This is a genomic window from Sphingomonas sp. Ell38C01 (assembly GCF_055231975.1).
The window spans coordinates 2,807,215-2,826,956 of sequence record NZ_JBUYVA010000001.1 but is presented as its reverse complement, the minus strand read 5'-3'; the positions used below and the strand labels follow the sequence as shown (position 1 = coordinate 2,826,956).

The 19,742-nt window shown below is 65.9% G+C and carries 18 protein-coding genes and 1 pseudogene; 7 read left to right on the top strand and 12 right to left on the bottom strand.

Annotation, left to right across the window (positions count from 1 at the left end):
* Positions 1 to 7: 7 nt before the first annotated feature.
* Together murJ and secB are read right to left on the bottom strand one after the other, a co-directional pair.
* Positions 8 to 1,567: a murein biosynthesis integral membrane protein MurJ gene (gene murJ, locus ACV7NO_RS13430; RefSeq protein WP_463406474.1), complete on the bottom strand. Its 1,560-nt coding sequence runs from the start codon at positions 1,565 to 1,567 to the stop codon at positions 8 to 10.
* A gap of 28 nt (positions 1,568 to 1,595) precedes the next feature.
* A complete protein-coding gene (secB, locus tag ACV7NO_RS13425; RefSeq protein ID WP_463406473.1) occupies positions 1,596 to 2,096 on the bottom strand; it encodes a protein-export chaperone SecB in 501 nt (166 codons plus the stop codon).
* A gap of 215 nt (positions 2,097 to 2,311) precedes the next feature.
* Between secB and ACV7NO_RS13420 the strand changes: the two genes are divergently transcribed.
* The 4 genes from ACV7NO_RS13420 to ACV7NO_RS13405 all read left to right on the top strand — a co-directional run bounded on the left by ACV7NO_RS13420 (position 2,312) and on the right by ACV7NO_RS13405 (position 6,526).
* Positions 2,312 to 2,932 carry a Tim44/TimA family putative adaptor protein gene (locus ACV7NO_RS13420; protein WP_463407353.1) on the top strand — a complete coding sequence of 207 codons (621 nt, stop codon included), beginning with the start codon at positions 2,312 to 2,314 and terminating at the stop codon, positions 2,930 to 2,932.
* Positions 2,933 to 3,051: 119 nt separating this feature from the next.
* Positions 3,052 to 4,206, top strand: coding sequence for a murein transglycosylase A (mltA, locus tag ACV7NO_RS13415; protein ID WP_463406472.1), 1,155 nt, complete (start codon positions 3,052 to 3,054; stop codon positions 4,204 to 4,206).
* 55 nt (positions 4,207 to 4,261) lie between these two features.
* The gene (locus ACV7NO_RS13410; protein WP_463407352.1) at positions 4,262 to 4,735 is read left to right on the top strand and encodes a Smr/MutS family protein; all 474 of its coding nucleotides are present in this window, start codon (positions 4,262 to 4,264) and stop codon (positions 4,733 to 4,735) included.
* Between the two features lie 102 nt (positions 4,736 to 4,837).
* Complete coding sequence (locus ACV7NO_RS13405) at positions 4,838 to 6,526, top strand: putative bifunctional diguanylate cyclase/phosphodiesterase (protein WP_463407351.1); 1,689 nt, start codon at positions 4,838 to 4,840, stop codon at positions 6,524 to 6,526.
* On the opposite strand, the gene dapE is transcribed toward ACV7NO_RS13405, so the two are convergent.
* From dapE to ACV7NO_RS13360, 9 genes are all read right to left on the bottom strand, one after another.
* Positions 6,433 to 7,605, bottom strand: a complete 1,173-nt coding sequence (gene dapE / locus ACV7NO_RS13400) for a succinyl-diaminopimelate desuccinylase (protein ID WP_463406471.1) — start codon at positions 7,603 to 7,605, stop codon at positions 6,433 to 6,435. The two genes, ACV7NO_RS13405 and dapE, sit on opposite strands and share 94 nt — an antisense overlap.
* A gap of 4 nt (positions 7,606 to 7,609) precedes the next feature.
* Positions 7,610 to 8,278, bottom strand: coding sequence for a glutathione S-transferase family protein (locus ACV7NO_RS13395; protein ID WP_463406470.1), 669 nt, complete (start codon positions 8,276 to 8,278; stop codon positions 7,610 to 7,612).
* A 50-nt stretch (positions 8,279 to 8,328) separates the two neighbouring features.
* A complete protein-coding gene (locus ACV7NO_RS13390; protein ID WP_463406469.1) occupies positions 8,329 to 9,426 on the bottom strand; it encodes a GGDEF domain-containing protein in 1,098 nt (365 codons plus the stop codon).
* A 66-nt stretch (positions 9,427 to 9,492) separates the two neighbouring features.
* A complete protein-coding gene (gene yihA, locus ACV7NO_RS13385) occupies positions 9,493 to 10,155 on the bottom strand; it encodes a ribosome biogenesis GTP-binding protein YihA/YsxC (RefSeq protein ID WP_463406468.1) in 663 nt (220 codons plus the stop codon).
* The gene (gene yidC / locus ACV7NO_RS13380) at positions 10,152 to 11,855 is read right to left on the bottom strand and encodes a membrane protein insertase YidC (protein WP_463406467.1); all 1,704 of its coding nucleotides are present in this window, start codon (positions 11,853 to 11,855) and stop codon (positions 10,152 to 10,154) included. The genes yihA and yidC overlap by 4 nt, the downstream gene beginning before the upstream one ends.
* Before the next feature lie 49 nt (positions 11,856 to 11,904).
* Complete coding sequence (gene yidD, locus ACV7NO_RS13375) at positions 11,905 to 12,117, bottom strand: membrane protein insertion efficiency factor YidD (RefSeq protein ID WP_463406466.1); 213 nt, start codon at positions 12,115 to 12,117, stop codon at positions 11,905 to 11,907.
* Entirely contained in the window at positions 12,114 to 12,485 is a 372-nt protein-coding gene (gene rnpA / locus ACV7NO_RS13370; RefSeq protein ID WP_463407350.1) for a ribonuclease P protein component, read from the bottom strand. Before rnpA ends, yidD begins: the two co-directional genes overlap by 4 nt.
* A gap of 53 nt (positions 12,486 to 12,538) precedes the next feature.
* Positions 12,539 to 12,673: a 50S ribosomal protein L34 gene (rpmH, locus tag ACV7NO_RS13365; protein ID WP_028056723.1), complete on the bottom strand. Its 135-nt coding sequence runs from the start codon at positions 12,671 to 12,673 to the stop codon at positions 12,539 to 12,541.
* Between the two features lie 84 nt (positions 12,674 to 12,757).
* On the bottom strand, positions 12,758 to 13,051 hold the full coding sequence (locus tag ACV7NO_RS13360; RefSeq protein WP_463406465.1) for a hypothetical protein: 294 nt from the start codon (positions 13,049 to 13,051) through the stop codon (positions 12,758 to 12,760).
* 106 nt (positions 13,052 to 13,157) lie between these two features.
* On the opposite strand from ACV7NO_RS13360, the pseudogene ACV7NO_RS13355 reads away from it, so the two are divergent.
* The 3 genes and pseudogenes from ACV7NO_RS13355 to ACV7NO_RS13345 all read left to right on the top strand — a co-directional run.
* Positions 13,158 to 13,796, top strand: a pseudogene (locus ACV7NO_RS13355) (magnesium chelatase domain-containing protein); the annotation flags it as partial.
* 151 nt (positions 13,797 to 13,947) lie between these two features.
* Complete coding sequence (locus ACV7NO_RS13350) at positions 13,948 to 16,416, top strand: SIR2 family protein (protein ID WP_463406464.1); 2,469 nt, start codon at positions 13,948 to 13,950, stop codon at positions 16,414 to 16,416.
* Positions 16,417 to 16,624: 208 nt separating this feature from the next.
* Positions 16,625 to 18,232 carry a recombinase family protein gene (locus ACV7NO_RS13345; RefSeq protein WP_463406463.1) on the top strand — a complete coding sequence of 536 codons (1,608 nt, stop codon included), beginning with the start codon at positions 16,625 to 16,627 and terminating at the stop codon, positions 18,230 to 18,232.
* 42 nt (positions 18,233 to 18,274) lie between these two features.
* On the opposite strand, the gene ACV7NO_RS13340 is transcribed toward ACV7NO_RS13345, so the two are convergent.
* Complete coding sequence (locus ACV7NO_RS13340; protein WP_463406462.1) at positions 18,275 to 19,678, bottom strand: hypothetical protein; 1,404 nt, start codon at positions 19,676 to 19,678, stop codon at positions 18,275 to 18,277.
* Positions 19,679 to 19,742: the final 64 nt, after the last annotated feature.

Genomic DNA, 19,742 nt, shown 5'->3' with positions numbered 1-19,742 from the left:
CGGACGCCTAACGACGAACAAGGGCCTTCACGTCGGACAGGCGGAACGCGCCGAACAGGAAGGTGGCGGCGAGATAGACGACCCCGCCCGCAGCCACCAGCACGAACATCGCGAGCCAGCGGGTGAGGCTGGCGCCGGTCGTGTAGGGGGTGAACAGGTCGTTCGCGAACCATAGCGCGACCCCCATCAGCAGCGCGGCGAGGAGGAGCCGCCACGCGCGACGCTTCAGCCGCGCGTCGGGGACGAAGTGCCCGCGCTTCACCAGCGTGCGCCAAAGCATCGCGACGTTGATCGTCGAGGCGATCGCGGTGGCGAGCGGGGGCCCCATGTGCTTCAGCGGCGCGATCAGCGCGAGGTTGAGGACGAGGTTCACGACGATCGATATCGTTGCGTAGCGCACCGGCGTCTTCGTATCGTGCCGCGCGTAATAGCCGGGCGTCAGGACCTTGACGAGGATGTAGGAGGGCAGCCCGATCGAGAAGGCGGCGAGCGCCTGCGCGGTGGCGACCGTCGCGTCGGCGGTGAACTTGCCGTGCTGGAACAAGGCGGCGACGATCGGGACGCCGCACACCACGAGCGCGACGGTGGCGGGGAGGGTGAGGAACAGCGCGAGCTCGAGCCCGCGGTTCTGCGTCGCCATCGCGTCCGCCTCGTCGCCCCGGCCGAGTTGGGCGGAGATGGTGGGGAGCAGGACGGTGCCGAGGCCGATGCCGATGAGGCCGAGGGGGAGCTGGTTCAGGCGGTCCGCGAAATAGATGTAGCTGACCGAGCCCGCGCTGAGCAGGCTGGCGGCGAGCGCGGTAGAGACGACGAGGTTGATCTGCACCGCGCCCGCGCCCGCGGCGGCGGGCCAGATCAGCGACAGCAGGCGGCGGACGTCGGGGCCGAGCGTCGGGCGCGTGAGCTTCAGCGACACGCCCGCGCGGCGGCAGGCGTACCAGAGCCACGCGAACTGGAGCACGCCCGAGACGGTGACCGCGATCGCCTGGTTGCGCGCGGTGAACAGCGGTTCGTGATCGTGGAACAGCAGGAGCGCGGCGATCAGCGTCGCGTTGAGGAGGATCGGCGCGGCGGCGTTGACCCAGAATTTGTGCATCGAATTGAGGATGCCGCCGAGCAGCGAGACGAGGCTGATGAAGAGCAGGTAGGGGAAGGTGAGCCGCGCGAGGTGGACGGTGAACGCGAACTGGTCCGCGGTCGCCTCCTTGAAACCGAGCGTCATGATCCAGGTGACGGGCCATGCCGCGAGCTCGAGCAGGACGGTCATCCCGATCAGGACGGGCAGGAGCACCGACAGCGCGTCCTGCGCGAAGGACAGGCCGTCGGGCAGGCCCTTGCCTTGCGAGTCCGCGACCTTCCGGTTGAACATCGGGATGAAGGCGGCGCTGAACGCCCCTTCGGCGAACAGCGCGCGGAACATGTTGGGCAGGCGGAACGCGATCAGGAACGCGTCGGAGGCGAACCCCGCGCCGACGAACCGCGCGAACAGCGAATCGCGGACGAGCCCGAGCATGCGGCTGGCGAGCGTCAGCCCGCCGACCGAGCCGAGCGCGCGGGCGAGGTTCATGCGTCGATCGCCGGCGCGCTACGTCGGGTCACGCCTGGCCGAACGTTCCGAAATCCTGCACGCCCTGCTGCGCCGACTGCTGCTGGTAGAGTGCGGTGAAGTCGATCGGATCGAGCAGGAGCGGCGGGAAGCCGCCGTCACGGATCGCGTCCGCCACGACTCGGCGCGCGAACGGGAAGAGGAGGCGCGGCGCTTCGCCGAGCAGGAAGGGTTGGACATGCTCCTCGGGGATGTTGCGGAGGCCGAACAGCCCTGCGAACGACAGCTCGACGGCGAACGCGGTCTGCCCCTCGGCCTGCGCGCGGACCTCGATCTTGAGGACGACCTCATGGACCTCGTCGCCGACCTTGAACGCGCCGATATCGAACTGGACGTTGATTTCCGGTGCGGTCTGGCTCTGGAAGATGCCGGGTGCGTTCGGGTTCTCGAACGACAGGTCCTTCACATATTGCGAGATGAGCCCGGCGGCGGGCGACGTGTCCGCACCGTTGGCGAGCGGCTGGGTCGCGGGGGTGTCGTTCTCGGCCATGATCGAAACATCCTGTCGGCGAAATGGGGCGGGGCGCGTGCCCCGGATCTGAAATTAAGGGCTTGCGCCTAGCAGGGCGAACCGGGGGTTTCAACGCCGAGGCGGCGCGCGCCTCACCCGCATGCATGCTGCGGATTTGTATCCCGGAACCTTAACGCCTATGTCGGGCGTTAAGCGCAGTCGGAGGCAACGTGTTCTATCTGGTCCTACTTGCGATGGTCGCCGGGTTTCTGGCGTTGCGTCTGTATTCGGTGCTCGGCAAGCGGACGGGGCATGAACAGCCCTTGCCGAAGCCGGCGGAGGAGCGTGCGGTCGCGACGCCGATTCAGCGTACGGTCGACACGCCCGCCGAGGCGCGAACGATCGCGCTGCCCGGGCTGGAGCCCAAGGCCGAACAGGGGCTGCGTGCGATCATCGCGGCTGAGCCCGGGTTCGATACCGCGCAGTTCATCGAAGGCGCGAAATCCGCCTATCGGATGACGCTGGAGGCGTTCTGGCGCGGCGACGAGGATGCTCTGGCGTGGCTGGTCGAAGACGATGTGCGCGCGACGTTCGTCGAGGCGATCGAGGCGCGGCGCGAGGCAGGTCATGTGCTGGAGAACCGGCTAGTGACGATCGACCGCGCGTTGATTGCGGATGCGGCTGTGATCGGGCGTGATGCGCGGATTACGGTTCGGTTCGATGCGGATATCGCCGCGGTCACGCGCGATGCGGAGGGTAATCTGGTGGCCGGCTCGACCAGCGATGCTGTAGAGACGCACGATGTCTGGACGTTTGCGCGGACGCTCAAGAGCAGCGATCCCAACTGGAAGCTCTCGGACACCGACGAAGCCTGATGGGTCGCAAGGGGGGAGTTTTCGCCGCAGCGCTCGCGCTGTCCCTGTCGGCCTGCGTCGGAGGCGTGGCGCCACCCGAGCGGCCTGTGGTTTCCGTCGCGCCGAATGGATCGGGTGCGGTGCGTCAGCCGGTCGCGTCGGTGCCGATTGCGCCGGTGGCCGCGGTTGCGCTGACCGGTGCGACGACGGCGGCGACGACCGGGCTGGTCGCGGGGCCGCCGATCCAGTCGTTACCGTTCACGGCTGACGGTGCCGCGCGTGCGCTGGCGGCGTTTCGTACGAGCTGTGCGACGCTGGTGCGGCGGACCGATCTTTCCGGGCTGACGACCGGTGCGGACTGGCAGCCGGCGTGCTCGGCGGCGTCGACCGATGCGCGCGACGCGGTCGGGTTCTTCCGGCGCTGGTTCGAGACGGTGCAGGTTGGCGACGGGCGCGCGTTCGCTACCGGATACTATATTCCCGAGATCGCGGGATCACGCGAGCGGCGCGATGGCGCCGCGCCGATCTATGCACGTCCGGCCGATCTGGTCGAGGTGGACCTGGGGACATTCTCGGCGGAGTTGCAGGGCAAGAAGATCCGCGGGCGCGTCGATGCGGGCAAGCTGGTGCCGTATTTCGATCGCGCGGCGATCGATGCGGGCGCGATCGACGGGCGTGCGCGGGTGCTGGGCTGGGCGGCGGACCCGGTCGAACTGTTCTTCCTCCAGATCCAGGGATCGGGGCTGGTGCGGCTGCGCGACGGATCGATCCTGCGGATCGGCTACGACACGCAGAACGGCCGCGACTATACCGGGATCGGCGCGCTGATGAAGGCGCGCGGACTGCTGGCGCCGGGGCAAACCTCGATGCAGGGTCTCGTCGCGTGGCTGCACGCGCACCCGAAAGAGGGGCGTGCAATCATGCACGAGAACAAGAGCTATGTGTTCTTCCGCGAGCTGTCCGGCCCGCCGCTCGGCGCGCTGGGGCTGCCGGTCGCGGACGGCGCGACGGTGGCGGCGGATCCGAAATTCATTCCGCTGGGTGCGCCCGTCTTCCTGTCGATGGACCGAACCGACGCGACGGGCCTGTGGGTGGCGCAGGACACCGGTGGTGCGATCCGTGGGGCGAACCGCTTCGATACCTTCTGGGGTGCGGGGGACGAGGCACGCGCGATCGCGGGCGGGATGAGCGCGCGCGGGACAGCGTTCCTGTTGCTGCCGATGGGGACGTTGGAGCGAATCACCGGGGCGCGATCCATCGGGGCGCGGGCGAGCGGTGCGGCGCCGCGGCGCTGACGCCGACGCCGAGGGCGCGGCGCTCTGGGCCCGGGTGAAGGCGACCGTCCGGCCGATGATGGGGGGTGGTCCGGTCGCGCCGCTGTCGCGCCAGCCGGTTCGGCTCGGGGCGCCTGCCACCCCAGCCGCACCCGCATTCAAGCCCGGCGCCAGGCCGGGCGATACGCTGGACGGCGGCTGGGACAAGCGGCTGACCCGCGGGGTCGTTCAACCCGACCGGACGATCGACCTTCACGGCCATACACTGCGGACCGCGCACGCCGTGCTCGACCGGATGCTGGGCGAGAGCATTGCGCGAGGCGACCGGGTGATCCTGCTGGTGACGGGCAAGCCGCCGCGTGCGGAGAGCGAGCGGCCCCACGCGCGCGGCGCGATTCGGGCGGCGGTGCCCGACTGGATCGGCGCGTCGCGCCACGCGAGCGCGATCGCGGCGGTGCGGGGCGCGCATCCACGGCACGGGGGCGTGGGGGCACTCTACATCATCCTACGGCGCCCCCGTGGCGAGACCGGACGGGGCGGGGGTTTGTAAGGATAGACCGCCAAGCGGTCGGCAAAGTCTTAACCCATGATGCGGCATGGTTCCGGCTGGATCGCGGCCCTTGGCGCCGCCCATCTGGAGGCTGCTCACGCGATGAACGGTGCGACGCTCAGGAGCCGTGCGATCGCGTTCGCGCTCGCGGCCGGGCTGGTCGCGTTCGTGCTCGCCTTGCTCGTCACCGGGCCGTCGAGCTTCGGTGCGGGCCTCTATGCGCGCGCGCTGATTCCGGCGATCGTGTGCGCCGTTCTGTGCTGGGCATCGGCGCAGCGCGCGCTGGGCGATACCGCAGATGCGATCGACCGTGCGGTCGAGCGGTTGGCGCAGGGCGCCGGGGGCGACCTGTCGAGCCCGATCGCGCGCGAAGTCCATGCGACGGTGCCGCGACTGGCGAACGCGATGGACACGCTGTTCGCGCAGTTGGCGGAGAGTTTCGAGAGCGTCCAGCGGCTGGCGCTGTTCGACCCGGTCACCGGACTGCCCAACCGCACGCATTTCCGCCGCGGGACCGAGGCGATGCTGGCGACGATGCAGGGGGGCGCGAAGGGCGCGCTGTTCTTCGTCGACCTCGACCGGTTCAAGGCGGTGAACGACACCAGGGGCCATGCGATCGGCGACATGCTGCTCGCGATGGTCGCGAACCGGCTTCGCGCGGTCGGGGAGCGGATCGTGGCGCGTACGCGGCTGGCGCCGCCGCTGATCGGGCGGCTGGCGGGCGACGAGTTCACGCTGTTCTTCCCTGAGATCGCTAGCACCGAGGATGCAGCGCAGATCGGCCGCGCGATCCTGTTCGCGCTGGGCGAGCCGTTCGAGCTGGGCGGGGGCGAGATTCAGATCGGCGCGTCGGTGGGCATCGCGCTGCGCCCGGTGCACGGCACGACGCTGACCGACCTGATGCGCGCGGCAGATACCGCGATGTATCACGCCAAGGAGAACGGCCGGGGACGTGCCGAACCGTTCAGCGACCTGCTGGCGGCGCGGATGGCGGAGCGAATCCAGCTGGAGGCGGAACTGCGCGAGGCGATCGACCGCGACCAGTTCGCGCTGGTGTTCCAGCCACAATATCACGTCGGGCGCGGTACGGTGGTCGCGGCCGAGGCCTTACTGCGCTGGAACCATCCGACACGCGGGCTGACGCTGCCCGCGCATTTCCTGGCGCGGGCGGAGGAAAGCGGACTGATCGTCGAGATCGGCGAGTGGGTGGTCGAGCGCGTGGCGGAGACGATCCGGCGCTGGGAAATGCTGGGCGTCGAGCGGCGGCTGGCGATCAACGTGAGCGAGCGGCAGATCAACCAGGCGGGATTTTTCCGCAGGCTGCGTGCGGCGATGCGCGCAGCGGGCGCACCCGCGCGCCTCCTCGAGCTGGAGGTAAGCGAGACGCTGGCGATGCACTGCAGCGACGACGTGCTCGCCGCGATCGAGGACCTGCGCAGCGACGGCGCGACGCTGGCGATCGACGATTTCGGCACGGGCTATTCGAGCCTGCCCCGGTTGCGCGCGTTCCCGGTCGACCGCATCAAGCTCGACCGCAGCATCATCGCGGGCGTTGCCGACAGCAGCGAGACGCGCGCGATCGCGCAGGCGCTGGTCGGGCTGATCCAGGGGCTGGGTTGCGAGGCGGTGGGCGCGGGGATCGAGACCGCGGCGCAGGCCGAAGTGCTGCGCGTGATCGGATGCGACGTGATCCAGGGCTATGCGGTGGCCGAGCCGATGGACGAGGCGGCGTTCCTGGCGTGGGCGTTCGAGCCCCCTGCGGGCAGCGCGCGGGCGATCACGTCCGCATAGATGTCCGTCAGCGCGGTCAGGTCCGCGACCGCGACGGCCTCGTCGAGCTTGTGCATCGTCGCGTTGAGCAGGCCGAACTCGACCACGGGGCACAGCCGCGAGAGGAAGCGCGCGTCGGACGTGCCGCCGGTGGTCGAGAGCTCCGGCGTGATGGCGGTGCGCGCGTGGATCGCGTCCGCGACCAGCGTCGAGAGCGCGCCGGGTTCGGTGAGGAACGCCTCGCCCGAAATTTTCGCGGTGGTGGTCGCGCCGTGGCGTCGGGCCAGGTCCGCGATGCGGGTGGCGAGGCTGGCGCCGGTGTGGCGATCGTTGAAGCGGATGCTGATGCGTGCGGTAGCGCGCGCGGGGATGACGTTGGTCGCGCCGTTGCCGACATGCAGGTCGGTGATCTCGATGTTCGAGGGCTGAAACCAGTCGGTCCCCTCGTCGAGCACGATCGCGTCGATCTCCGCCAGCAGCGCGACGAGGCGGGGGATGGGGTTTTCGGCGAGGTGGGGATAGGCGACATGGCCCTGCCGGCCCGCGACTTCGATCCAGATGTTGACCGAGCCGCGCCGCCCGATTTTGATCGTGTCGCCGAGGCGGGCGGCGGAGGTCGGCTCGCCGACGAGGCAGAGGTCCGGCAGCAGTCCGCGCGCGCGCATCCGTTCGATCAGGACGGGGGTGCCGAAGGTGGCAGGGCCTTCCTCGTCGCCGGTGATGACGAAGCTGAGCGTGCCCGCATGGGGTGCGCGCGACGCGGCGGCGGCGAAGGCGGCGATCGCGCCCTTCATGTCGACCGCGCCGCGACCGTGGAGCAGGCCGCCGCGAACCTCGGGGGCGAACGCGCCGCTCGTCCAGCCGTCGCCGGGGGGGACGACGTCGAGATGACCCGCGAAGGCGAGGTGCGGCGCGCCCGCCCCACGCACCGCGAGCAGGTTCTCGACCGGGCCGTCGGGGGCGTCGCCGGTGACGAAGCGATCGACGGCGAAGCCGATCGAGGACAGGGCTGTGTCAAGAACGTCGAACACGCTCCCGCGCGCCGGGGTGACGCTTTCGCAGGCGAGCAGGTCGTGCGCGAGCTGGACGGGGTCGATCATCGCGTCATCGGGCCTTGGCGGGCTGTTCGAACCGTTCGATGATCCAGTCCTCGCCCTGCGCGCCCGCGATCCAGTCCTGCATGAACGGGTGGGTCAGCACCGCGTCGATATAGGGCGCGGCGAACCGAGCGATCGGGAGCGACCAGGTGACGATTCGGGTGCAGACCGGCGCGAACATGATGTCCGCCGCACCGAACTCGCCGAACAGGAAGTCGCCGCCGCCCCCATAACGCGCGCGGGCCTGCGCCCACAGCTCCATGATGCGCGCCATCTCGATCATCACGTCGTCGTCGGGCTGCGCGGGGGGGAAGATCTGGCGGATGTTCATGCCGTGCTTGCGACGCAGGTTCGGAAAGCCCGCGTGCATCTCGGCCGCCATCGATCGCGCCATCGCGCGTGCACCCTCGTCCGCGGGCCAGAACCGGTCGCGGCCGACGCGGTCGGCGAGGAAATCGACGATGGCGAGACTGTCCCACACGACGACGTCGCCGTCCCACAGGATCGGGACCTTGCCCGAGGAGGGGGCGAACTCGTCGCCCTCGCGTCGCCGGTCCCAGTCGTCGTCATAGAGGGGCACGACGACCTCCTCGAATGCGAGACCGGACTGTTTGCACGCCAGCCAGCCGCGCAGCGACCAGGAGGAATAGGCCTTGTTGCCGATGATGAGCTTCATGCCCGCGGACCTACGCGACGTGCGCGCGCCGGGCAACTCGGGGGGGCCAGTCAGGCGGCCAGGCGATCGCGGCCGGCGGCCTTGGCGCGGTAGAGCATCACGTCGGCGCGGGCGAGCGCCGGGGCGGGCGACGCCTCGCCCGGCTGGACGTGCGCGAGCCCGAGGCTGAGCGTTGCGGGCGGCGTCGCGGCGATGCGCAGCGACTCGGCGATCGCCCGGAGCGCGACGGGATCGGCGAGACCCGGCAGCATCGCGACGAACTCGTCACCGCCGAGACGGACGACGTGCGCGCCATCGGGCAGGCGCTCGCGCGCGATGCGGCACAGCGCCACGAGGATCGCGTCGCCCGCGGCGTGGCCGAACTGGTCGTTGATCCGTTTGAAGTGATCGACGTCGAACAGGATCACGCCGGTGCCGGCGCAGACACGCAGCGCATCGAGCCCGGCGCGATTCCATGCGCCGGTCAGCGGATCGCGCAAGGCGGCGTCGCGCAGCGCGATCTCCGCGCGTTCCCCGGTCATCGCGAGCAACGCGATATTGAGGACGCCGAGCAAAAGCTGGTCGCTGAGCATCGGCACCAGCGCGAGCCAGTCGACCTGCGCTTCGGCAAGCTCGAGCCCGACCGAGGCGACGTAGCTGGGGACGTAGGCCAACTGGACCCAGGCGAGGATCCGGCGGCTGCGCGGTGCGCGTGACCCGCGCGTCCGCAACAGGAGCAAGCCGACCGCCAGCGTGCCGAGGCCGAGCATGACCGAATTGATCGTCCGCGCCGCATCGACCGGTGACCAGCCGGCGACCGGGACGGGCAGGAGCATCACCGCGACGTAGGCCAGCCCGGTCGCGACCGGCGGTGCCACCGTCCATGCATCGAGCAGGCGCTGCCCCTCGAAACTGCGCACCGCGGCGAGGAGGAGGCTGTTGTACATGGCGAGCCCGACGCACAGCAGCGCGCGCATCCCGAGGCCCAACTGCGCATCGAGCGCGCCCAGCCCGAGGAGCGTCGCGGCATAGTTCAGCGCGCCGAGGCTTGCGAGCGCGTAGAAGGCGGAGCGGTCGCGGGCGAACCACAGGACCGCGAACATGATGCCGAACGCGGTGCTCGAAAGCACGCTGCAGAGGTGGACGGTGGCGACATCGGGAAGCGGCACGCGATACAGTCCGGCAACGGGGGCGACCGGAGGAAGACTAGCAGGCGAGGGTTAACGAAAGCGCGTTCAGCCGATCGATTCGATCACCGCGGCGCGCAGTTCGGGAATGCCGAGGCCGGTGTCGCTGGAGGTGACGAGGATGTCGGGATGCGCGGCGGCGCGCTTGCGAGCTTCGTCGGCGGTGCGCTGCGTCACCTCGGCGAGGTCGGTCGCCTTGATCTTGTCGACCTTGGTCAGGACGAGACGGTAGCTGACCGCGGCCTTGTCGAGCATCTCGAGGATCTCGCGGTCGACGTCCTTGATGCCGTGGCGGCTGTCGATCAGGACGAGCGCGCGCTTGAGCGCCTGGCGCCCGCGCAGGAAGTCGTTGACCAGGAAGCGCCACTTGCGGACGATGTCCTTCGGCGCCTTGGCGAAGCCGTAGCCGGGCATGTCGACGAGCCGGAAGACGAGCGGATCGCCGACGTCGAAGAAGTTCAGCTCCTGTGTGCGCCCCGGCGTGACCGAGGTGCGCGCGAGCGCCTTGCGGCCGGCGAGCGCGTTGAGCAGCGACGACTTGCCGACGTTCGAGCGGCCCGCGAACGCCACCTCGTTCACCACCGGATCGGGGATGTATTCGAGCGTTGGCGCGGATTTCAGGAACGCGATCGGCCCGGCGAAGAGCTTGCGCGCCGCCTCGACCTGCTCGCCAGAGAACAGGGGGGTGAAGGCCGCGGTTTCTTCGGTCACTTTACGGGAGCCTCCTTAAGGCCGGGATGGCGCGCGTAGAGCAGCCGCTGCTGGAGGATCGAGATGCAGTTGGTGGTGATCCAGTAGACCTGGAGACCGACCGCGAACGGCGCCATCACGAACATCAGCACCCACGGCATCAGCGCGAAGATCTGTTTCTGCGTATCGTCCATCGGCGCGGGGTTCAGCTTGAACTGGAAGTACATGCTGATGCCCAGCAGGATCGGGACGACGCCGATCGCGATCCAGTGCGGCGGTACGAAATCGAGCAGGCCGAACAGGTTGACGGGCGTGAGCGGATCGGGCGCGGACAGATCCTTGATCCACGCGACGAACGGCTGGTGCCGCATCTCGATCGTCAGCATCAGCACCTTGTAGAGCGCGTAGAAGATCGGGATCTGGATGAAGGTGGGCAGGCAGCCGGCAAGCGGGTTGACCTTCTCCGCCTTGTACAGCGCCATGATCTCCTGCTGCATCCGCGGCTTGTCGTCCTTGTGGCGTTCCTGGAGCGCCTTCATCTTGGGCTGGATCGCGCGCATCGCGGCCATCGACGCGAACTGGCGCTGCGCTACGGGGAAGACGAGGATGCGGATCGTGATCGTCAGCAGGATGATCGCAACGCCGAAATTGCCCACGAGTTTGAACAGCCAGTCGAGATAATAGAAGATCGGCTTCTCTACGATGCGGAACCAGCCCCAGTCGATCGCGTAGTCGAGCTGCGCGATCTTCTCCTTGTCGGTGTAGCGATCGAGCAGGCTGACTTCCTTGGCGCCCGCGAAGAAGCGCGTCGTCTGCGTCACCTGCTTGCCGGGCGGGAGGAGCTGCGCGGTGGTGGAGTAATCGGCTTGGTACGCCTTGTTCGCGCCGGCGCGGAACTGTCCGTCGAACGCGCGCGCCTGGTCGGGGATCAGCGCGGTGAGCCAGTATTTGTCGGTGAAGCCCAGCCAGCCGCCGGTCGTCGTGAATTTCGTCGGCGCGGCGTCGACATCCTTGAAATTGGGGCCGTAATGCGCGGCGCCCGCATTGACCGACATCGGGCCGGTGTGGATCGTCCAGCTGTCCGGGTCCTTCGACACGCCGGTGCGGTTGACGAGGCCGTAGGCGGCGACGGGGACGGGGCGGGTGCCCGCGTTCGCGACCGTCTGGCGGACGGTGAACATGTAGCCGTCGTCGACCGACAGCTGGATCGCGAAGCGCTGGCCGCTGGCGTTGGCGGCGGTGAGCGTCACCGGCTTGCCGGGCGCGAGCAGCGGGGCGGACGCGGTCCACACCGCATCGGCGGCAGGCGGGGCGAGGCCGTCGTCGCGCCAGCCGAACCCGGCGAAATACGCCTCCGGCGCGCCGGCGGGGGAGAGCAGGCGGATCGGCGCGGAGTCCTTCGCGATCGTCTCGTCGTAGCGGGTGAGCACCAGATCGTCGATCCGCGCACCCTTGAGGTTGAGCGAACCCTGGAGCGTCGGCGTCTGGATGCGGACGCGCGGCGTCTCGGCGAGCACCAGCTTGCGATCGCGGATCGCGGCGGGGCCGTCGGCGGTCGGGTCCGCTCCCGGCTTGGGCAGCACGACCTGCTTGCCGTCGACGATCTTCGTCGCGGGCGGGTTGGCGGTGGGGAAGAAGCGGTTCTGGATCAGCGGCCAGCCGAACAGGATCAGCGCCGCGACCACCGCGAACAGCACGAAGTTCTTCGATTCGTCCTTCACCACTTACCCCAGTTCAAATCGATCGCGCTCGGATCGGCATCGAGCGTGTTCACGGTACAGGATCATAGCCGTGCCCACCCCAGGGATGGCACCGCGCGATACGCTTCGCGGCCAGCCAGCCCCCCTTGAGCGCCCCATAGCGGCGAAGCGCGGTGATTGCATAGGCGGAACAGGACGGCGCATAGCGACAGGTGGGCGGCAATACGACCGACGGCCCCAGCTGCCAGCCGCGCGCGAGCAGGATCAGGAGCCGCGCGATCACCGTTTCGGTCGTTCGCGGGGCGGGCGGGGCGGTGCGCCCTTGCCGCTGGCGATTCGCGCCAGCGCCTGGCCGAGTTCGTCGCGGAGGAGCGCGAAATCGCGCTCCACGCCGCCGTCGCGCCCGATCAGGACATGGTCCGCACCCGCGATGCCGCGCTTCGGCAACAGCTCGCGCGCCAACGCGCGCAAGCGCCGCTTCATCCGGTTGCGGACGACGGCGTTGCCGATCTTCTTGGTGACGGTGTAGCCGATGCGGATCGTGGAATCGTCATCGGCGCGGGGGCGGACCAGCAGCACGAAGCCCGGCATCGGCGCGCGGCGCCCATTGTTCGCCGCGAGGAAATCCCGGCGGCGCGTCAAGGTCTGCATACGGTGCGAGACCGGGGTGGCCGGATCGGCCACCCGATCGTCGCCGGCCGTCGTTACGCCGACAGCTTCTTGCGGCCACGCGCGCGACGCGCCCGGATCACCGCACGACCGCCGACCGTCGCCATCCGCGCGCGAAAGCCGTGACGGCGCGCACGCACCAGGTTGCTCGGCTGAAAGGTCCGCTTCATCGTTCATTCCCGTGTCGAAACTGAGAAAGGCCGCCACAGGGACGGCCTCGTTGGGGGCGCGCTTAGCCAAGGGTGGCGCGCAAGTCAACGTGCACGCGCCTTGTTCCGGGCGTGGCGGCGCAGCGCGGAGGGGCGGCGCATCGCGCGATCGACGAAGTGGCCGGTGCGCGGCCAGCGGCGCTTCAGTCGCGCGAACGTCACCTGCGCGCGGCGCGAGTTGCGCAGGATCAGCACCAGCCCACCCGCGAACAGGAACACGCCGCCCGGCCCCGGCAGCGGCGCGACCACCGCCGCGCCCACGATCAGCACGCCGCCCGCGACGAGCTGTACGATTCGCAGCGCCGGGTGGCGGGGGGGATGGCTGGGAGCGACGGACACGGCTGACATGTGGCCTCGGTGTGTTGGGTTGGCAAGACGGCGATCGCGACTGTTCCCAGGGCTTGCAAAGCCGGTATGAATGCGCGCTGACGGGGCGGGGGTGCGGATGGTTTCGATCGTGTCGACGGTGGCGTATCTGGGGCTGGAAGCGCGCGCGGTCGAGGTGCAGGTGCAGCTGATCCCCGGCGTGCCCGCGTTCAACGTCGTAGGGCTGGCGGACAAGGCGGTCGGCGAAAGTCGCGAGCGCGTTCGCGGGGCGATCGCGGCGATGGGGCTGGCGATGCCGCCCAAGCGGATCACCGTGAACCTGTCGCCGGCGGACCTGCCCAAGGAAGGTTCGCATTTCGACCTGCCGATCGCGCTGGGGCTGCTGGCGGCGATGGGGGTCGTCGATGCGGAGACGCTGAGCGATTACGTGGTGGTCGGCGAGCTGAGCCTCGACGGGCGGCTGGCGCCGTCGCCGGGGGTGCTGCTCGCCGCGCTCCACGCGGCGGAGGAGGGGAAGGGGCTGGTGTGCCCCGCTGCGCAAGGGTCCGAAGCGGCGTGGAGCGGATCGATCGAGGTGTTGGCGGCGCCCGATCTGCTGGCGCTCATCAACCATTTCAAGGGGCACGGGCTGCTCGCGCCGCCCGCCGCGGGCGAGGTGGAGGCGGCGGCGCACGGGCCGGACCTCGCCCAGGTGAAGGGGCAGGAAACCGCCAAACGCGCGCTGGAGATCGCCGCGGCGGGCGGGCACAACCTCGTGCGTTTGTATATGGCTACACTTCGCTCGCGAGTTTCAGCCTCGCCTTGGGGTGGACTTGGTCAGTCCGTGCCTGACCGGCCTAAAGTGGATTCCGCGTCATTGCCTTTGCGTGCTTTGTCAGTAGCATAATTGAATGATCGGAGCTGATGGTATGGACGAAGCGATTTCCCCTCTTGAGCTAGCCTGTGAAGCAGTGGTCTCAGGGGGAGCCGTTTGTCTGCTCGGAGCTGGCTTCTCGACAGCGGGTCAGGATTATTCCGGGGAGGGACTTCCCAGCACGACAGATTTGATAAGAGAGATAAAGGTTGCGATTGGGCTGGAGCACGAGGACGTAGGTGGTCTCGCCGACATAACTGATTACTGTGAAGATCGTCCCGAATTGCAGCTGATCTTGCGTAAGCTGCTGCTAGCCAGACTTACTTTGTCTAGACCCAGCCCTGATCAGCAAGAAATGCTGAAGCAGCCGTGGCGGTCAGTGTTCACGACAAACTTCGATGATATTGTCGAGAATGCCTTGCCGAGCGGCATGGCGCAAATTATAACTCCAAACTCCAGTGAAACAATCCGCTCCTCGGGCGAAGTCCCAGTATACTACATGCATGGTCGAGCGAAAGACCTCGTTGATAAGGGGGCCGATCCACGCCTCGTCCTTTCCGAACGAAACTATCTTAGGCTTCATGACGATAATAGGGAGCTATACGCCCAACTGCAGAACGAGTTATTTGCAGCAAAGTTTATTGTCTTGGTCGGGTATTCATTGCGCGATCTCGAAGTGGCTCGGATATTTATCGAGGCGGGTCAGGCATTCCGAAGCAAAACCATCATAATCACGAGCGAGAAAGACTCGTCATATACGATATCTCGCTTGTCGAAATTTGGCAGCGTCTTTCCCATAGGGTTGACTGGGTTTGTCGAAGCACTCGCGCAGGTATCGTTGCAGGTCGCTGGCTCCGAGTCCTTTAACTTTGTTGATGTTCGTCATGGAACTTCACCAGTTACGGAGATTGGCTCTGATGACTTTACCCGCCTTATACTCACCGGGCGTTTCGAACCTGAACAGTATCAGCGTCAGCTAATCGACGGACCCACGTCCGAGAATGTATACTCTATTCGACGTGAATCAACTTTATCGGAGATCGTAGATCGTCCGAAGAGTGGAGCCAATCGATTCATTGTTTCGTCTGATCTTGGCAATGGAAAATCTGTTTTTCTGGGGCAGCTGTCTGCTGAGCTACAGTCAAAGGGCTATACGGTTGTCGACATATCGTCCGGCTTGCAGGACGTTTACGGTGAGCTTGACCGCTTGCTCGGCGATGGACGGCCGACCGCTTACCTCATTGATGATGTAATCCGCTACCGCGCAGTTGCAGAATATATCGGTAAGCGGTTAAATTCTATCTCGTTAATCGTGTGCTGTCTGCGTGGCGATCCTGGAGAAGTAACTTATCGCGATCTAACCAAAAGGCTTGGTGGGGCTGCGAGGCAGATCGACATCAATAAGCTTGGCTTGAGCGAAATAGAGCAATGGGATTCGGCGCTTGAGCGTTGGGGCCTTTGGGAGGAACGAATAGCGTTGTCTCCCGAAGACAGGATCAAGTTCTTAACGGTTCAATGTGGTAGCGAAAACCGCTCTATTATTTTATCTCTATTCAGAGACTCTCGAATCGCAGAAACAATCAACTCAATTGTTTCTTTTTTCCTTAAATCCGGCAATCATCAGCGCACGTTTGCCGCCCTGCTGATTGCAGCCCTGTGTCAGCAACATGTGTCATGGGAATCCCTCGTTGCGTGGCTAGATATCGATGAGCAGAAACTAAAAGAGGATTTGCAAAGGAGCGAGCTCTCCGAGCTGTTTTTTGACGGAAGAGCATGGAACATCATCACGTCAACGCAGCTTGCTGATTATATTTTGCGCGCCAAATACGTGGCTGAGGAAAAGGATGTTCTCGTCGACGTTTACTCGATTGTTGTCCAGCGGACTGCCGATAGTGCGGGGGATGAACGCCTTGGCTACATTTTCCGTGAGAACCTGAAGGAGCTGATGAAGTTCAGATTCCTGACGAGACTATTTGGCGACAATGAAGACGGTGTTCGCCTGATCTCGCGCGTCTACAAAAAGCTGTCTGGTGCCCGATATATTCGGAACAATCCTCAGTTTTGGTTACAGTATGCGATGTCTAGGATGCAGGTAGATGATCTAGAGAACGCTGAGACTTATCTCAACACGGCACTGGGTCATGCTAAATCTCGGGGAATGACCTATTCGCCGTTTCAAATCCTCGATCAGCGAGCTAGGCTTTACTTCCGAAAGAACTCAAGAGAGGGCAGTCGGCTTAGCCTAAATGAGGTCAGGCAAGCGTTGAGAGACCTGGATAGCCTTTTGTCAAACCCAGAAAGCGAAGTAATCTATCTGTATCGATCTGTGCCACTGATTGGGGAATTTCTAGAAACGCGGATAGAGGAGATTGATGATTCCATACGCACCGCCATTCGGGATCTGCTGACTGGTATCAAAGAAGCAGGAGACAATTTCAACAGTCTACCCCGTGCCCAAAAAGGTGAAACAAATGTGTTGAAGAAATCACTATTTTCCGCATTGTTAGTCCTTAACAATGCGTGACGCGTTATAGCGAATTGGTAATTTCGTTTTACTCGTCCGGCGAAGCGTCTGGACGGTAGACCTGCTGGCGAACGGCAAAGGTGCGGTGGGGGCGAGATTTATGCATCGTCTCTGGCGCCAACTTTAGGCCATTTAGCTCAGAGTGCGTCTCAGGTGCGCTCAAATAGCTGCGTTACGATACCCCTACACATGGTGTAGGAACGATAAAATGGATTGTGTCATCTACATCCGCTGGTCGTCGGCGGAACAGTCGCGAGGCAGCTCGCTTGAGCGCCAGCGTTCCGATTGTCGCGCACATGCGGAGCGTCATGGATGGAACGTCGTTAGCGAGCTGATCGACGACGGCGTATCCGCATTCAAAGGGCGGCACGCTTCGGTCGGAATGCTAGGCGGATTCGTCGACGCGGTGGAATGCGGCGAGTATCCGGAGGGCGTCACCCTCCTCGTCGAAAAGCTGGATCGCCTTTCGCGTGAGAAGCCCAAGCGGGTGTTCTCGTGGATGGTCGCCCTTACGGACATGGACGTGACAATCGCTACGGTCGACGGTGATCGACGGTATACCAGCGGCACCCTCGACATGGCAGCGATCATCGAGGTCATAGTCAAAGCGCAGTTGTCGCACGAAGAGTCGGACAAGAAGTCGACGCGGTTGGCGGCAGCCTGGGCGAAGAAGCGTGATAAGGTCATGCAAGGTCAGCGCATCGTGATGACAAAGCGCGCGCCGGGATGGCTGGCCGTCGAAGGCTGGCCCCCGCAATTCGTCCTGATCGAGGATCGCGCGGCGGTCGTCCGGCGCATATATCAAGAGACGGTCGCGGGCATGGGAAAGCACACGATCGCTCGCCGGCTCAACGAGGAGGGTGTGCCGACGTTCGGTCGCGCATCCGGCTGGCATTCCAGCTACATCCAAAAAATTCTGACGACGACCACCGTCCTCGGCGCCATGCAGCCAGGGAGCAAAGCGCGCGGGGAGGCCCGCACGCTCATCGGTGATCCGATCGAGGGATATTACCCGGCGGTCATCGACGCCGATCTGCACGCCAGCGCCGTAGCGGCAATGGCCGGACGGTCACGTCGCGTAGCAGGAAAAGGGCGCAGACTGGTCAATCTGTTCAGCGGCCTCGGACACTGCGGAGGCTGCGGAAGCAAAATGACCTTCCGCGGCAAGGGACTAAAGCAACGTGCAAATGGTGCTTGGGTCCAAGAGGACTATCTCATTTGCGACAGCTATCAGCGGGGGCGCGGCTGCGTCGTAGGTCATCATTTCAACTACGCGGTGTGGCAGAGCGGCATCCTAGATGCGATCCTGCACGACGCCATGCAGGATCGCCACTTTGCGTCCCGGGGCGAGGTCAGGCCGCTGGAGGTCGAACTTGCGGAACGGATGCGCCAACGGGCGGCCTCGGCGGCCAAGCAGGAAACGGCTTTGAAGCTGCTCGTCGAGACGGATAGGCCTGAAGTGAAGGCGATGTGGCTCGGGCTGGTTGGTGAGGTAGACGCGCACGACGCAGCGATCCTCGGCCTGCGCGATAAGCTGGTAGCGGCGCGTGGCACGGTTTCCCCGGAGGAACATCGTAGACGCATTCGTGCGCTGCGCAGCAAGCTGGACGATCCGGACGAACAGGTCCGGTTCGCCACGCGATCGGCGATCATGGCGGCGGTTCACGAGCTGGTGGTCAGCATCGAGTTTTCGGTCGATCCTGTTGGTGTCGAAATCCGAACCAAAGAGGACGTGCTCGTCGTCGTTGGATGGGAGGAACATGCCGATGAGCAGGCCGGCTTGGGGTCGGTGAAGGTGACGCAGCCGCCGGCCTGATGCTCGCTTGGTGGTCAGCGCCCCCAGGTAGCCGGTGGCCCGTCATTCCGGCTCGGGCGGCCCAAACACGGCGCGATAGATCGACGGCTCGTAATGCGCGTCGATGATCGCCTCGCTGCGGTCATAGTCGGAACCCTGGGCCGCATCGATGTTGGTCTTAGTCGTGACGAAGTGGCCGGCGGAGACGAGTTCGAGGCGGAAGCCCTGGGCCTGCATCGCCTCGACGAGCGTCAGCACCTTGTGCAGCTCCACGTCGTGTCGAACCTGCTCCAGCCACAACGGCTTGCAGACGTGCGCGGCGCCCTGGCTCTCGCGGTCGATCAGCACGCGCTCGATGACGATGTTCGACTGGTCACCGTCCGGCTTCAGTTCGTCAGCGAACACGAAGTCCGGGTCGTCCAACACGATCTGATCGTCGGTCCCAATGGACACGTCCAGGGACGCGAGCAGCTCCTTCAGCGGGCGGCTGGTCTGGAACTGCGTGCGGTTCCAAACGGCCTGCGCGTATTCCACGAACAGCGCCACGTCGGCCTCGTTGCCGGCGTAGCAACCGTCGAGAATGTCCCAGGGTGTGCGGCCTCCCTTGTCCGCCTTCTTAACGTGCGCCTTGGTCAACTCGGCCTGCACGCCCCACTCGGGCTTCCCCTTGGCAGCCTCGACCTTCTCGGCCGCGACGGCGGCTTCCGGGGTCTTGGCGATGTAGGGGTTGTTTGACCACACCGCGTCGACCTTGAAGCCGTGCTTGTCGCTCGCCCGCTGCCCGCCGGTGACCTGCATGATGATGCGGTTCCAGAGCTTGAACACGTCCTTCTGCATGTCGGCCGCCCACTGCTCGGCCTCCTCCTTGGTGATCTTCCTGCCGGGTCCCTTGTAGGCCATCAGTTCGTGCGAGTGGACGTGCCAGCCACTGGCACCGTGGGTGATCTCGATCACGCGGATGCGGCCGATGTAGCCCCGCTTCACGAGCTTCGCACGATACGAGCCATCGGAGTCCAGCGCCGCATGCGCCGCCTTCAAGCGATCGAAGACGGCGTCGCACGTCTCGCCGAGCTGATGCGGCACGGTCATGGTCGTCATGACGAGGCGATAGCCCTTGTTCTCCAGCGCGGTGATCGCCTTCTCGACGTAGGTGCCGCGGGTGATGCCGATGTGCTGTGCGCAATCGCTACACGTCCACGCGGAAGCGCAGAACTGGGCGTTGCCCAGGTTCGTCTTGCCGGCGGCGGTGGACTCGACGACGAGGTCGCCGCCCCGGTCCTTCCGGGAGAACTTGCCGCAGATGCAGACGGTGAAGCTCCGGCCGCGCTTGCCGTTGCCAGCGGCGGCCTTCATGCCCCGGAGAACCATGGCCGCCGCCAGCTTGCGCTTGCGATTGCGCTGGCGCGACGAATCCGGCGGCGACAGCATGTCGAGGATGAGGTCGTCGAACAGCGACGCATCGCCCACGAACGACGTTTTGACAGAATCTTCCCTCTGTGCATCTACCAAGGGCGGCTGCGCCGCCTGGATG

Coding starts and splice junctions, on each gene's coding strand:
- murJ (WP_463406474.1), bottom strand. CDS start 1,567: ATGAACCTCGCCCGCGCGCTCGGCTCGGTCGGCGGGCTGACGCTCGCC.
- secB (WP_463406473.1), bottom strand. CDS start 2,096: ATGGCCGAGAACGACACCCCCGCGACCCAGCCGCTCGCCAACGGTGCG.
- ACV7NO_RS13420 (WP_463407353.1), top strand. CDS start 2,312: ATGGTCGCCGGGTTTCTGGCGTTGCGTCTGTATTCGGTGCTCGGCAAG.
- ACV7NO_RS13410 (WP_463407352.1), top strand. CDS start 4,262: ATGATGGGGGGTGGTCCGGTCGCGCCGCTGTCGCGCCAGCCGGTTCGG.
- ACV7NO_RS13405 (WP_463407351.1), top strand. CDS start 4,838: ATGAACGGTGCGACGCTCAGGAGCCGTGCGATCGCGTTCGCGCTCGCG.
- dapE (WP_463406471.1), bottom strand. CDS start 7,605: ATGATCGACCCCGTCCAGCTCGCGCACGACCTGCTCGCCTGCGAAAGC.
- ACV7NO_RS13395 (WP_463406470.1), bottom strand. CDS start 8,278: ATGAAGCTCATCATCGGCAACAAGGCCTATTCCTCCTGGTCGCTGCGC.
- rnpA (WP_463407350.1), bottom strand. CDS start 12,485: ATGCAGACCTTGACGCGCCGCCGGGATTTCCTCGCGGCGAACAATGGG.
- rpmH (WP_028056723.1), bottom strand. CDS start 12,673: ATGAAGCGGACCTTTCAGCCGAGCAACCTGGTGCGTGCGCGCCGTCAC.
- ACV7NO_RS13350 (WP_463406464.1), top strand. CDS start 13,948: ATGGACGAAGCGATTTCCCCTCTTGAGCTAGCCTGTGAAGCAGTGGTC.
- ACV7NO_RS13345 (WP_463406463.1), top strand. CDS start 16,625: ATGGATTGTGTCATCTACATCCGCTGGTCGTCGGCGGAACAGTCGCGA.